The 14,502-nt window shown below is 56.7% G+C and carries 9 protein-coding genes and 2 tRNA genes; 6 read left to right on the top strand and 5 right to left on the bottom strand.

The annotated features are described in order from the left end of the window. Positions 1-14 precede the first annotated feature (14 nt). Positions 15-2,057 carry a hypothetical protein gene (locus P3B99_009395; protein ID WYJ07409.1) on the bottom strand — a complete coding sequence of 681 codons (2,043 nt, stop codon included), beginning with the start codon at positions 2,055-2,057 and terminating at the stop codon, positions 15-17. Positions 2,058-2,171: 114 nt separating this feature from the next. Here P3B99_009395 and P3B99_009390 point away from each other — a divergent pair, with 114 nt between their 5' ends. The 3 genes from P3B99_009390 to P3B99_009380 all read left to right on the top strand — a co-directional run bounded on the left by P3B99_009390 (position 2,172) and on the right by P3B99_009380 (position 8,890). Next, the gene (locus P3B99_009390; protein ID WYJ07408.1) at positions 2,172-4,382 is read left to right on the top strand and encodes a DUF4838 domain-containing protein; all 2,211 of its coding nucleotides are present in this window, start codon (positions 2,172-2,174) and stop codon (positions 4,380-4,382) included. A gap of 51 nt (positions 4,383-4,433) precedes the next feature. Further along, positions 4,434-5,396, top strand: a complete 963-nt coding sequence (locus P3B99_009385; protein ID WYJ07407.1) for a glycosyltransferase family 2 protein — start codon at positions 4,434-4,436, stop codon at positions 5,394-5,396. Between the two features lie 197 nt (positions 5,397-5,593). Then, on the top strand, positions 5,594-8,890 hold the full coding sequence (locus tag P3B99_009380; GenBank protein WYJ07406.1) for a DUF5107 domain-containing protein: 3,297 nt from the start codon (positions 5,594-5,596) through the stop codon (positions 8,888-8,890). 59 nt (positions 8,891-8,949) lie between these two features. Here the strand turns inward: P3B99_009380 and P3B99_009375 are convergent, their stop codons facing one another. From P3B99_009375 to P3B99_009360, 4 genes are all read right to left on the bottom strand, one after another. Continuing rightward, positions 8,950-9,924 carry an AraC family transcriptional regulator gene (locus P3B99_009375; protein ID WYJ07405.1) on the bottom strand — a complete coding sequence of 325 codons (975 nt, stop codon included), beginning with the start codon at positions 9,922-9,924 and terminating at the stop codon, positions 8,950-8,952. 184 nt (positions 9,925-10,108) lie between these two features. After that, a tRNA-Ala gene (locus P3B99_009370) sits at positions 10,109-10,184 on the bottom strand. 48 nt (positions 10,185-10,232) lie between these two features. Further along, positions 10,233-10,314: transfer RNA gene (locus tag P3B99_009365), tRNA-Leu, on the bottom strand. A 186-nt stretch (positions 10,315-10,500) separates the two neighbouring features. Continuing rightward, positions 10,501-11,349: an SDR family NAD(P)-dependent oxidoreductase gene (locus tag P3B99_009360; protein WYJ07404.1), complete on the bottom strand. Its 849-nt coding sequence runs from the start codon at positions 11,347-11,349 to the stop codon at positions 10,501-10,503. Between the two features lie 235 nt (positions 11,350-11,584). Here P3B99_009360 and raiA point away from each other — a divergent pair, with 235 nt between their 5' ends. The 3 genes from raiA to P3B99_009345 all read left to right on the top strand — a co-directional run bounded on the left by raiA (position 11,585) and on the right by P3B99_009345 (position 14,493). Further along, a complete protein-coding gene (gene raiA, locus P3B99_009355; GenBank protein WYJ07403.1) occupies positions 11,585-11,944 on the top strand; it encodes a ribosome-associated translation inhibitor RaiA in 360 nt (119 codons plus the stop codon). Positions 11,945-12,122: 178 nt separating this feature from the next. Next, on the top strand, positions 12,123-13,361 hold the full coding sequence (locus P3B99_009350; GenBank protein WYJ07402.1) for a hypothetical protein: 1,239 nt from the start codon (positions 12,123-12,125) through the stop codon (positions 13,359-13,361). A 139-nt stretch (positions 13,362-13,500) separates the two neighbouring features. After that, positions 13,501-14,493, top strand: a complete 993-nt coding sequence (locus P3B99_009345) for a MoxR family ATPase (GenBank protein WYJ07401.1) — start codon at positions 13,501-13,503, stop codon at positions 14,491-14,493. Positions 14,494-14,502 lie beyond the last annotated feature (9 nt).

The raw sequence follows: 14,502 nt of genomic DNA, 5'->3' as shown, positions 1-14,502 counted from the left end.
GGTGAATTTTTGATTTACGCGTTCTCCTGAGTGTATTTTGCGGAGAATGCCGAATATATTTGATTTACCGAATTGTCTATGTCTCCCGCAACAGAGCCGCTTATTGTCGCGTGGCTTTCGTTGCCCGAAGCGTCGCGGATTTTCCCGTCGAACGTGTAGTTTTCAAGGGCGGTTGTTGAGCCGAGTACTTCGAATTCGAAATACGGAATCGAAATCGTGGCAGTCGGCACGTCCGCGCCGTTCCAAGTCGGGAAGCCCACCATGTCGGCATCGACGGGCGTTTGAAAAACTACGTCCACCGCTTCGCTTGTCGGCAGGTCGTTAACGGGCGTCGTGTACGGCGATGTTGTCGATGTGCCAACGTTGAGCGACGTCTGCGAAATGCGGCTGCCTGTGGTCTCCATGTCGTCCCATGTGAGCGCACCTCTGCGCACTCTAAACCAAGTGCCTGCCGGATACTTTTTGTCGAACTTAAACCAAAAGCGACGGGTTGAGGCGGACGTGAGCGTGAGCGTGTAGCCGTCGTCGGACTTTGCAAGCGTGCCCTGCGTTGTCTGCCCGAGGTTGCCTGCCGAGGGCGTCGCTTGCGCCACCACGTCGGGATTGCTTTTGATGTAGACACCGCCGCTCAAAAACGGCGGAAGACGCTTGCCTTTTTGGTACTCTGCGAGTGAGTACGGGGCGTCGGCGGCAGAAACATCGAAGTTTAAAATGCAGAAGTCGGAATAGCGAACCGTTCCCGCGTAGACGAGCGACGAGCCCCATTTGTTTATCGAGATGAAGCTTTCAAGGGTCGGATACTCCGCCGTTGCGGTCGCCCGGTTTTGCACTGCGACACCATTGACAAAAAGCGACACCTGAATGTTGCCGTCTGCGAGTTTTTTGAAGACGAACGCGAACGCATTGAGTCCGTCGCCGACGAGAGCGGCGATATCCGAGCGGTTGAAAATCCCCGCGTTTACGCCGTTAATCATTGCGCGAAGGGAGTTGTTGTTGCCGTACTGGACGTTAATAAATTTGCCGAGCGTTGTCTTGCCTACATAGAACGGGAAGAAAACGGGGTCGAGCTGCGGGACGGAGAAGTCGAAGTCGGTTTTGAAGAGCACGGAAATCGTATCGAACGCAAGGTTGGGAGTCGCCGAAGCCGAGCCGCCCGAAAAGTACAATGTGCCGCTGTCGGACTTTGTGAGCGCAAGACGCCCCGCGTCCGAAGAAGATGCGCTTGCCGCGGCAAGCTGGGCGGCTGTCTTTGCCGATTCCGCCTCCGCCTTTGCAGACTGCGCCGAACTTGCCGAAGCCGACGCGCTTTCCGCCTGAACGGAAGCAAACGCCGCGGAATCCGCCGCGTTCGAAGCGTAGCCGCCCGCAATTCCCGCCGACGCCTCTGCGGACTGCGCGGAGCTTTCCGCCTGCGCGGCGTACGCGGAAGAAGACTCCGTATGCGCTTTCGCCTGTTCGGAAAAATACTTCGAGTTGTTTTTATAATAGGGCGATGTTTCGGAAAGCCCCGCGCCGCCGCCGTTTGCGTAGCCCTCCGAAACTTCGGCGTAGTCGCGCGCCGACACCAAGTATTTCAGGTCGTCGGGCGTCGCCAAATTTGAATCCTCACCGTATGTCGGTTCTACGAAAATCCAGCCGTTTGCAAACGACGTGCGCGAGCCGTCTGAATCGACCGCGTAGATGCGCAGCCACTTTTCGCCCGCGTCGATTTTCGTGTCGGACTTGTCCAATTCGAAAGTCGCGTGGCAGCTTCCCGACGCGACGGCGGATTCGTCGAGCGACGTTTCCAGCGCGGATACGCGCTTGCGGACAAGGACGCTTGCGGTGCGCGGTTCGGGGCGGTTCAACGCGCCGATGTCGGAGATTTCAAGCTCGGCATACGCGGCGTTCGAGAGGTCGGCAAGCGCGCCGTTCGTCCTGAAAACTACGCAAAACTGGACGGCGTCGAACTGTCTGAATTTTACAGCCGACCCCGTTTCGGAATCCGTCGGGGAGTCGAAACGCTTTGAGTCGGCGCATATCTTTACGGTATTTTTAATCTGCGTTGTTGCATTCATGTGCGCGATTTTATCCGCTCCCGAATTTTAGTCAAAAATACTTTGGATACTTTTGGAAAAACGGCGGCTTGTGTTTGACAAATCCGCGCCCGACCTCCACCATTATCCCCCGACATGCGCATTTTTCCGACAGTTCTGGCTTCCGCACTTTCGCTCGCCTGCGCGGCGGGCGCGGCGACTGTCGCGGAAAAACGCGCCGCCGAAATGCTCGAAACCCTGCTTGCCGAAAGCGCGGTCGAATTTCCGCCGAACTACAAAATAACGATCTCGCATGCGGACATTGCCGATGATTCCGTCGAACTCCGCGCGGGCGGACGCTCCGCCGAAATAAACTACGCAAACCCCGACGACGCAGAATCCGCCGTCGGCGAATTTGCGGAAAAGTTTTTGGGAGTCCGAATCCTCGCGCCGCCGCCGCTCGGAATTGTCCGCGACGGCTCGGCAAAGTTTGCCGCGGGAAAGGCGTCGAAAAAATTTTCGTATTCGGGCAGGTTTTTTCCTCAGTACGACGACGCGTCGAAATTCTTTGCGGCGGCAAACGGCAAGAACGACACCTACGCGCTTTCGGCGCACTCGCTTACGCGCATTGTAAACGCTACCGTCGCGGCGGAACACCCCGACTGGCTCGCAATGCGGCGCGGCAAAAGAATATCGTTCGCGGAAACGAAACAGCCGCAAATAGACTTTCTAAACGTCGATGTCAGAAAGTTCGCCGCCGACAAAACCCGCGAATTTTTCGAAAAACACCCCGACCGCAAAATGTTCAGCGTCTCCTACGCCGACGCGCCGAACTTCGACGACACGCCCCCGACTGCGCTTCTGCGCCGCCCTACCACTCCGCACGGATACGCCGACTACGGAAACGCGGTGTTCGCGTTCACAAACGCCGTCGCGAACGCTGTGTCGGCGCGGTATCCCGACAGGCTCGTCGCGGAAATCGCCTACCTCTACACTGAGAACCCGCCCGACTTCAAAATGTCGCCGAACGCCGCAGTTTTCCTCTGCGCCGACAGGCAGAACAACTTCGACGAAACCGAGAGAAAAAAGGACTTGAAGCTGCTCGAAAAATGGGCGAAGTCGGGGATCGGCAGGCTCGGCATATACGACTACAACTACGGCGCGCCCTACTTTGTGCCGCGCGGCTCGCCGAAACTGCTTGCCGATTCGCTCAAATACGCGCGGAGGCTCGGCGCGACGCTCTACGTCTGCGAAAGCCGCCCGCTGTGGGCGTACGACGCGCACAAAATGTACATTCTCTCGAAGCTGCTCAAAGACGCAAACGCCGACGCCGACAAACTGCGCGGCGAATTTTTCAGGTCGTATTTCGGAAACGCCGCGGGGAGCGTGGACGAGTTTTTCGAGACCGCCGAAAACGCGTGGCTTTCGAGGCGCGACAAGCCCGCATGGCTCAAACTCTACAAGCGCGAATCGCAGGCGGAACTGCTCGACGCCGACACAATCGGCAAGATGGAATCGGCCCTCTCCGCCGCCGAAACGGCGAAGGGCGCAACGCAAACCGAACGCGACAGAGTGCGCGAAATCAGGCTCGTTTTCGACATCACAAAGGCGTTTGTAGACGCGTACAAGCTGCAAAAAAAACTCTTCGAGGGCGCGGAGTCCGACGCCGACGCAATCGAAACCCTCGAAGCCCTGCAAATTGCCGAAACCCGCAAAAGGCTCGCAATGGAACGCTACGCGGAAAATACAAAATATCCGAAGTTCGATTTCTCCGTGTGGAAAAAAATTAGTTTTATAGACGCCCGAGAACTTGTCGGCGAGCGACTTTTAAAAAATCCGCAAACCGCCGAACGCGCAAAAAAACTACTCGGCGACGATTTCGCAAGACTCACCGAACTCGCCGCCGACGCCGTCCGAATTTCGGAAAACCCCGACTTTGAAAACGGGCTGGCGGGCTGGCGGACATTCAAGCTTTCGGCAAGCCCCGAAACGCTCGCGGTGTCGGACAAACGCGCGTATTCGGGACGGAAATCCGTCGCGATGTCGTCGCAAAATTTCGTCGGAATCACGAACTCCGTTCGGGCGTCGGGCGGAAAGGTCTACGCGGCGGAGGCGCGGATTCACGGCAACGTGGGAATCGGCGAAGTCTGCTACGCGCGGCTGTCGTTCTCCGACAAAAACGGAAGGCAGATTTCGGCAAAGCGCATTCAGGCGCCGTCGGGATTTTTCGACTTCGCGAAGCTTAGGATAATCGCCAAAGCCCCCGAAAACGCGGCGTCGGCAAGCTTCTCCGTTTTCGTCGGAAACACGCGCGGAACGGTTTTCGTCGACGACGCAAAAATTCTCGAAAGACGCCGCCGCTTTTGACGATTTTTTATTTGTTGCAAAAAACGCCCGCCGCGCCATTGTGTTTTTCAGATGGATAGCGCAAACGAAACAAAACCCGCATTCGACGGACTCCTGAGCGTGGTCGTGCCCTGCCGCGACGAAGAGGAAATGCTGCCTATTTTCCGCAACGAATTTTTCAGGACAATGGCGGAAATGGGCAACCCGCGCTTCGAAATAATTTTCGTGGAGGACGGCTCGAAAGACCGCACCCTCGAAATTCTGCGCGAGATGTCGCGCGCCGACGCGCGGATACGCTTCATTTCGTTCAGCCGGAATTTCGGCAAGGAGGCGGCGATGTTCGCAGGGCTGAAAGCCGCAAAGGGCGACTTCATCACGATTATGGACGCCGACCTCCAAGACCCGCCGTCGCTGCTGCCGCAAATGTTCGACGCCGTGCTCAACGGCGGTTTCGACTCCGTCGCCGCCCGCCGACGCACGCGGGACGGCGAGCCGCCCGTGCGCTCGTACTGCGCAAAAATCTTCTACAAAATACTCAACACCCTCTCGCCGCTCAAATTCACCGAAGGCGCGCGCGACTACCGCCTGATGACGCGCAGGGTGCTCGACGCCGTCCTCGAACTCCCCGAATACAACAGGTTCGTGAAGGGAATATACGAGTGGGTCGGCTTCAAGACGAAGTGGATTGAATACGACAACGCCGAACGCCCCGCGGGGAAATCGAAGTGGTCGTTCTGGGGGCTGCTGCTCTACTCGCTCGACGCGCTCACGTCGTTTTCGACGATACCGCTTGCGGTGGCGGCGGTAATCGGGTTTGCGTTCTGCGCGTGCTCGGCGGTCGCAATCGTCGTGCTTTCGATACGCCAGCTGATGTTCCACAACTCGGCGTTCGGCTGGACCTCCATGATTTGCGTGATATTTTTCCTGAGCGGAATGCAGCTGTTCTGCCTCGGAATACTCGGGCAGTACATGTCGAAAATCTACCTCGAAACAAAGAGACGCCCGCATTACATAATCCGCGAAAAATCGGAGTAGCCGAACCGGAAAACGGAATTTCCGCGCGCCAGTCGAACACCCTTCGCGGCGCGTTTTTTGCGCGCAGGCATTTCCGGCGCAAGATGTTATTTTAAGAAAAGATGTTGTTTTTGCGAATTTGACCTAAGTCCTCCGCGATGGTAGAATTGCGTATTCCGTTTGCGGAATGCGAAAACTTTAACACGCAAAAGCATCATATGAAAAAGACAACAGCAATACTCTGCGCCGTCCTCGCGGCGCAGGCGGCAATCCCGCTTTTCGCCGACCCGGTGAAGGCGTGGGAGGAGACAACGACAATCCCGACATATCCGCTCGACCCCGCGGAGAAGTCGCCGATATTCGACTGCGACTGGTCGTACCAACGCGCCCGCCGCAGCGTCTACCCGTACCGCCTCAACGACAACATGACGCGCGTCAGAAAGGACGTGTCGTACAACGCGGTGTACCTCGAAAACAAGTACGTCAAGCTCTGCATACTGCCCGAAATCGGCGGCAGGCTTTTCTACGCCGTAGACAAAACAAACGGCTACGACATCTTCTACCATCAGGACGTAATCAAGCCCGCGAACGTCGGAATGACGGGCGCGTGGATTTCGGGCGGCGTTGAATGGAACGTGTTCCACCACCACCGCGCGACGTCGCACATGCCCGTAAGCTACGCCATAACCTCGAACCCCGACGGCAGCAAAACCGTGTGGCTTGGCGAAACCGAACTGCGCCACAGAATGTCGTGGGCAATCGGGGTTACGCTGCACCCGGACAAGTCTTACATCGAAATCAGCGGACGCCTCGCCAACACAACGATGAACGACAACTCCATTCTCTACTGGTCGAACGTCTCCACATACGTAGATAAAAACTACCAGATTATATTTCCGCAAAACACGGAATTCGGCACGTTCCACTGCAAGGAAAGCTTCTGCCACTGGCCGATTACGCGCGAAGCCTACACGGGCAAGGAGGAGTACGAAAACAACCTCGACATCTCGTGGTGGAAAAACCACCCGTCGAACAACTCGGTTTTCGTCCACGACCTCAAAGACGACTTCATCGCAGGCTACGACCACGGGCGCAAGGCGGGTACAATGCTCGTCGGCAACCACAACATCGTAAAGGGCGGAAAGTTCTGGCTGTGGGGAGCAAACTCTGGCTGGCCCACGAAAATCCTCACCGACACTGCGGGGCACTACATCGAGCTTATGCAGGGCGCGTACTCCGACAACCAGCCCGACTACACTTGGATTACCCCCTACGAAATCAAAAATTTCTCGCAGTACTGGTACGGACTGCGCGACATCGGCGGCGTCAAGAAAGGCTCGAAGCGCGCGGCAATCAACATGGATTTGCTCGGCGGCGGAAAAATGCTGCTCGGCGCGCTCGCGACCGAAAAAACCGACGGCGCGGAGCTTGTGCTTTCTCTCAAAGGCAAAAAAATCTTCGCGCAGAAAATCGACATCGCGCCCGACAAGCCCTTCGTCAAAACAATCGAAGTTCCCGCCGGCGCAAAGGAATCGGAGTTCACGCTCGCGCTGAAATCGTCCGACGGCAAAACACTGCTTTCGTACACGCCCGTGGTCAAAGACCCGAACAAGCCGCTTCCCGAAATCGTCAAGCCCCCCAAAGCGCCGCGCGACATCGAGAACACCGAGGAATGCCTCCTTGTGGGCATGCGCAACCTGCAATTCCACAACCCCTTCGTAAACCCCAACGACTACTTCCTTGAAGTGCTCCGGCGCGACCCCGGCGACACCCGCGCCAACACGCAAATGGGCGTCTACTGGCGGCTGCGCGGCGACTTCGCAAAGGCGAAGAAATACCTCACAACCGCAATCGCCCGCCAGACGAAAGACTACACGCGCCCCCGCGACTGCGAGGCAACCTACAACCTCGGACTTATCCTCAAAGCCGAAGGCAAGACCGCCGAGGCCGTCGAAACGCTCTACCGCGCGGTCTGGAACTACCAGTACAACTCGGCCGCAAACTTCCAGCTTGCGCAGATTTACTCGCAGGCGGGCGACTATGAAAACGCCCTCGAACGCCTCGACGAAGCCGTACTCTACAACGGCGCAAACCTGCCCGCGCTCAACCTGAAAGCGACTATTCTGCGCAAACTCGGCGATAAAAAGGCCGCGCTTGCGTGCCTCGACCGCGTTTCGGCAATCGACCCCGTAGACGTCTATTCGGCGCGTGAAAAAATGCTGCTCGGCGAAAATTCGGACTTCGAAAAGCTCATGCGCGGCGACGCGGAATCGTACCTCGAACTCGCCCTCGCCTACATGCACAACGGCTTCGACGCCGACGCCGTCGAGCTGCTCGAACGCGCCGACGCAAAAGCCCCCTACCCCACGGTCAAAATGTGGCTCGCGGCGTTCGCAAAAAAACGCGGCGACATGCAGGCATACAAAAAGCTCTTCGGCGACGCACTCGCAATGCCGCAGGAATCGTGCAATCCGTTCAGGCTCGAAACAATCGCTCTGATGGAAAACGCAACCGCCGACTTCCCGCAAAGCGCAAGGCTCCGCTACTGGCTCGGCTGCGCCTACTACGACAAGCAGGCGGAGCGCGGCATGGCTGAATGGGAAAAGTCGCTCTCACTCGACCCGAAAAACGCAATGGCGCTTCGCAACATCGGCTACGGCTACTGGAAGTACTTCAAAAACTGCCCGAAGGCGGCGGACTACTACCGCAGGGCAATCGCGCTCGACAACTCGCAGGCGATGTTCTTCGAGGAAATCGACCAAGTGCTCGAAGGCGCAAACGCGCCCGTCGCCGAACGCTACGAACTGCTGAAAAACAACCATTCGACGTGCGTCAAACGCTACTATCCGCTTGCGGCGGAAGTATCCACGGGCACGTTTGTCGGCGACTACGACAGGGTTTTGAAGCTCCTCAAAGAATGCTACTTCCCGACTCGCGAGGGCGTTGCCGACTTCCACGAAACATACCTCGACGCCGTAATTCTCGCGGGGCTTGACAAGCTCGGCAAAGGCGACGCAAAGGGCGCAATCGCGCTCTTCAACGAGGGCTTCAAGTTCCCCGAAAACCATCAGGTCTTCCTCTACGACACCCGCATTCCCCGCGACGCCCAAACCTACTGCCTCATCGGCGACGCCTACGAAAAACTCGGCGACTTCGCGAACGCAAAAACGAACTGGCAAAAGGCGGCGGCTGTCAACACAAAGAAGACAAACTGGCGTTTCTACAAGGCGCGCGCGCTCAAAAAGCTCGGCAAAACCGCCGAAGCCGACGCAATCTTCAAGTCGCTTATCGACGACGGCGCGAAGGGCATGGTGAAAACGCACACAAACTTCTACGGCGCGGAGGGCACTACGGGCGACAGCGTCGAAAACATCAACTCGCGCATGTTCCTGACAAAGGGATTCGGCGAACTTGGAGTGGGGCTTGACGCCCGCGCAAAAGAGTCGTTCCGCCAATCCTTGAAGCTCAAGCCCGACACCCTCTGGGCGGCGGCAATGCTCAAATCGCTCGAATAGCCGAGGGCGGCAGAACAGACGCAGGGCGTTTCGGAGAAATCCGGAACGCCTTTTGTTTTTTACGCGGCGGGGAAGCCGCCTTTAAGCTCGCGCGGAGATTTGCCGAAATGCGCGCGCATCGCCTTCGAAAACGAATATGCGTCGGCATAGCCTACGAGCCGCGCAATTTCGGCGTTTTTCGCGCCTTGGCGGACAAGCCGCAGGGCGTAATCCATGCGGCAGTCGCGCAGAAATTTCGAGTAAGTGCGGGCGAAGCGCGCCATGCAGTGGTTGTCGAGCGTGCGCGGCGAAACGGAAAGCCTCCGCGCCTGAGCCTCCCTGTCCCAGTCGGCACAAGGATTTGCGGCGATTTCCGCCAGAAGCCGCGCGACGGCGTCGCCCGCGGAGTCGCCAGACTTCCTCGCGCAAAACTCGCGCCCGAAAATCTCTACGATGGAAGACGCAATGTTTGCGAGAACCGCCCTGCTTGCGTCGGGCGAAAAGACCTCCTCCATGAAAGCCCGCATGAGAGCCGACAACGCGCCGAAGCTCCCCAGCTGCCTCACCGAAACCTCCGCGCCGAGCCTGTCCGACCAATACGGAATGTCGGCAAAATGAATCCACCAGACGGAGGTGTTTGTGTTGCTGACAAAGTTGTCGCACAGATTTCCGCGCGGAATGACGAGCGCGTCGCCGCGGGCGAGCGAGAATTTTCCGCCGCCGAATTTTGCGCCCAGCACGCCCTTTTCAACAATCAGCATGTCGTGGAAAGACTCGTTCACGCGCGAATGGTAGTAGCCCTTTGTGTGGTCGGCATAGCCGAGCAGCGAAATTGCAAATTTTTTCCAGACGTCGCCGACGGACGACGGCGGCATCAGAAGCAGACGCTCGTCGCGGTCGAGCGCGGAAATCGGGCGAACCTCGCCGCGCCGCCTGTGCATGAAGTAGACAATGCGGTTGCCCGACGGCATGAGTTTCAGTTCCTCGTTGCCGTAAATGCTCCAAGCGTATTTGCCGCCGTCGCCCGCTCCCGATTTGTCCGAATTTTTCTTCATTAAATGCAATCGTTTTAACACTGAATGCGAATTCTTCAAACTATAAACGTGCCAACGACACACAAAAAACACTTTCAAACAAACATCGCGTTTTCATACCAAAAAGACGTCGAACTTACCCCGCGCCTTGCCGCACGACACGAGGAAACAAAAAACGCAACCCTAGCGGATTGCGTTTTTTAAATGGTGGAGCCGATGAGGTTCGAACTCACGACCTCTAGAGTGCGATTCTAGCGCTCTTCCAACTGAGCTACGGCCCCGATTTTTGCGCGGGGCATTCGCCCTTTGCTCCTCGTAAAAAAATCAAATGCTCAGAACGGGACTCGAACCCACACGGCTTTCGCCATACGCCCCTCAAACGTACGTGTCTACCAATTCCACCACCTGAGCGACTTGATTTTTAAAGCCCCATATATGTAGGAATTTTCGGCGGCTTGGCAAGACATTTTTTTTAAAATTTTCATTTTTTTTGAAGCCGATCTCCGCGCCGAATCCGCCGCGCGGCGGAATTGACTTTATATGCGCCACTTACACCCGCGCCGCCGAAACGTTCCGCCCTCCGCAAAAACCGCCCGCCTATTTCAGTGAGCGTATCCGCTCCAAGACAAAGCCCGATATTTTCACAAGCAATGCCGTCGGAACAAAGCGCGTCGCCGCGCATTGCAGAAAATTTGTCCGCCCCACGATTTTCAAAATCTTTCCCCGCGCCAAAGCCTCCAACGCCGCCTCGGCGACGTCGCGCGGTTCGTGCCCGAAGCCCGACGGTAGCGGCGGAGTGTCGAAGCCCGCCGCGCGGAAAAAGTTGCTACTTGTAGGCCCCGGGCAGACGCAAAGGCATTTGCATCCGTGTTTGCGCAGTTCGTGGGAGATTCCGAGCGTGAAGCTTTTGACGAAAGACTTTGTCGCCGCGTAAACCGCAAGCTGCGGGCACGCCTGAAACGCCGCAGTGCTTGCGATATTTATTATAGAGCCGCGCCCCGCGCGTATCGCGTCGGCAAATTCGCCGCAAAGCATGGCGACGGCGCGGACGTTCACATCTACCATTTCGCAATTTCTCGAAACCGACGGTTCGGGAAATTCGCCGTACGCGCCGAATCCCGAATTATTGACAAGCAGAATCTTCGGCGGATTCCCGTTCCGTCCCGCGCCGATGAACCCGAAAATTCCGGGAATAGCGGCTGAAATTTCCGCGGAATTTTTCAGGTCGCACGGAACATGGAGGAAGTCTTTGCGGTCGGAAAGAAAAGAAGGAAAACTTCGGGAAATGTTGCAAAGCCTCACATGCGAAACTTCGTCGATTAGCTCGACAATCCCGCGCCCGATTCCGGAGGACGCGCCCGTGATTACAACGGCGTCGTATTCCGCCAGTTCGCGCTTGATTAATTCGAGTTTTTTTCGATTCGGTTTTCTGTGATTCTTCTCCATTTTTTTCTTGAAATTTTCGGTTCTTTACACTACCTTGTCCACTGCCGTCGGGATATTACCCTTAGGCGGTAAAATCAGACAAAACGCGGTTCTTTTTCAACACTAAAATGTTAAAAAATCGCGAGACGGACATCGAACGCTCTTTCACAAAACTCCGCCCTGCGGAACAACTTTAACAGGCTCGCGCGCCCGACAAACGCCGGCAACACGCCGCCACCAAACCCGAAAGGAAGAAATGAACGAAAACGACATCATCATATCCGGACAAAACTTGGAACTTACCGACGCCCTCAAACAGAGCGTGGTAAACAAAATGTCCAAGCTGTTCACCCACGATGACAGAATCATTAGGCTCCGCATAGAACTCGCGTACAAGCCGAACAAGAGCAAGCACAACGAATTTTCCGCGAAAGGGCACATAGAAATTCAGGGGTCGGATATGGTCGTAAGCGTCGAGAGCGACGACATGTACAAATCAATCGACGAACTTATCGTAAAGCTGACGAGGAAAATCCGCCGCCGCCACAGGCTCGAAAGAATCAAGCGCGGCACGCTCCACAAGGTGGACATTCCCGCCGCGCTTCCGAAAATCTGATTTACCCCGCGAAAGCGGGCAACAGCGCAGCCTCGACCATTCGGTCGGGGTTGTTTTTTGGGGACGCCCGCAAAATGCGCTCGACAAAGTTTTCGCAAACCGACATTCTACTTCCATGAAAAGCAGGGGCGGAAACCGTTTTTTTAAGACAGCTTCGGAATGCGCGCGGCTTGCGGCTTTGCCGATTCTTATTGCGCTGGCGGCGCGCGTCGCATGCGCGGAGGAAATAACCGCCGCCCGCGGCGACACATTCATTTTCGAGGCCGACCCGAACAGGGACTTTTCGAAGTCGGACTTCATCGCCGTAAACAACGCAAAGGGCGAACGCGCAATAGCGTACATTCCGTTCGAATTCGACGCGCCCGCTGTCGGGCTTGCGCCGTCGCGCGACGTCGTGATAACCGCGACGCTTTCGATTTTCGCAAAGAAGCTTCCGCTCGTGCCCGCATCGAACGCGCAAAGCGCGGAATCTCTGCCGCCGCCGCCCGCGGGAATCTCGGCGGAGCGCGCGGCGGAAAAGGCTGAAAGCTCCGCCGAAAACAAGCTGCGAATAGAGGTGTTCGGAATCGTAGACGAGGAAACTTTCGAGCCGAACTCGAAAAATTACAGGGTCTCCTGGGACGGAAAGACCGATGCCCCCGCGCCCAAGCACAACACTGTCGACGACAGGCTCGACACGTCGGGGCTTGCGAAGCTCGGCGAGATAGAAATCGACCTCGAAAAGGAGAATTTCGACGACGGCGACAGAATCGAATTCACGAGCGACGAACTTGTCGATTTCATCTCGTTCTGCTACGGCTCGACGACGGCGCACGGAAAGACTCCCCTCTTCCGAACGCCGCTCGACAAAATCAGATACGCGTCAATCGTGTTGAAGCAGGACGCTGGGCCGTCGGGGGTGTTTTTCTACGCCGCCGACTCCTTCGGCAAAAAGAGCGCGGAAAGCGGCGACGAAGCCGAGGGCAAATCAAAAAAAGACGCAGAGCAAGCGGACGAAGCCGACGCCGTCGCCGAGACCGCGGAGAATCCGCAGGACTCTCAGGCGGCAAAAACCGTGGCGGAAGCCGCAAACGAGTCGGAGGAATTGAAAGCCGCCGCAAACGCCGTTCCCAACACAGCAAGCCCCGCGGGCTTGGCGAAATCGGCGGGAAAGGCGGAATCCGCGCCGCACACAATACCGAGCGCGGCGGGAAGCGCGCGCAAGACGCCCGCGTTGGAGGCGTTCGCGCAGGAGAGCGTTTTGTTGAAGGCAAAAGAAAAGTCGAAGCTCGACCCCGAACAAGCGGAAGGACAACCCGAACAGGGCGAAAAAAAGCCCAAAGAGGAAAACCGCGACTTCCGCCCGCGCATAAATTTCGAATTCCGCTCCGACGCCGCCGAGAGCGTCGAGAACGCGGAATCTTCGGAAAACCGTTAGAGTTGCGTAGCCGCGCCGAAAAATTCGGAACAACGCGCTAAATATATTTGTCGATTAGCGCATCGAAAAAATGCGGCTAATGGCGGCCGCTTTACTTCCGATTTACTTCCAAGTTAAATTTAATTAAAACACGAAAAATATGAGTACAAACCTCAGCGAAATAAACGACAAAGTCAAGGCGGCGTCCGACTGGACATTGCTGTTAAGAAACGAAATCGCAAAATCCGTCGTCGGGCAAAAATACCTTGTGGACAGGCTTCTGACGGGCATTCTCGCAAACGGGCACGTTCTGCTTGAAGGCGTGCCGGGGCTTGCGAAAACGCTCGCGGTGAAGACGATGGCGGCGGCAATGGACGCCAAATTCAGCCGCATTCAGTTCACGCCCGACCTCCTGCCCTCCGACATCGTGGGCACTCTAATCTACAACCAGCAAAAGGGCGAATTTATCACGCAGAAAGGCCCGATTTTCGCAAACATCGTGCTTGCCGACGAAATCAACCGCGCCCCCGCAAAAGTCCAGAGCGCGCTGCTCGAAGCCATGCAGGAACGCCAGATAACAATCGGCGGCGAGACATACGCGCTTCCCGAGCCGTTCCTCGTGCTCGCAACGCAAAACCCGATCGACCAGGAGGGAACATACCAGCTCCCCGAAGCGCAGGTCGACAGATTCATGTTCAAGCTTAAAATCGGCTATCCCGACAAAAAAGAGGAGCGCATAATCCTCGACCTGATGGCGAAAACGCGCGTGGTAGAGGCGATAAACACGGTGGTCTCGCCCGAAAGAATCATGAAGTCGCGCGAAGTCGTGGACGAAATCTACATCGACGACAAAATCAAGGACTACATCGTAGACATCGTCTTTGCGACCCGCGAACCTGAAAAATACGGACTCGCCGACCTGCGCGACATGGTGCAGTTCGGCGCAAGCCCCCGCGCGACAATCGCCCTCACACTCGCGGCGAAAGCGCACGCGTTCATTCAGGGGCGCGGGTACGTCGTGCCGCAGGACGTAAAGGACATCGCCCCCGACGTTCTCAGACACAGAATCATCGTAAGCTACGAAGCCGAAGCCGAGGGAATTTCGAGCGAAGACGTGGTTTCGAAAACCCTCGACAAAGTCGCAGTTCCCTAAACCGCGCGC

This window comes from Opitutia bacterium KCR 482 (genome assembly GCA_029269845.2).
Lineage (GTDB): Bacteria > Verrucomicrobiota > Verrucomicrobiia > Opitutales > Intestinicryptomonadaceae > Merdousia.
The sequence above is the reverse complement of the archived record's forward strand: the minus strand, read 5'-3'. Positions and strand labels throughout refer to the sequence as shown.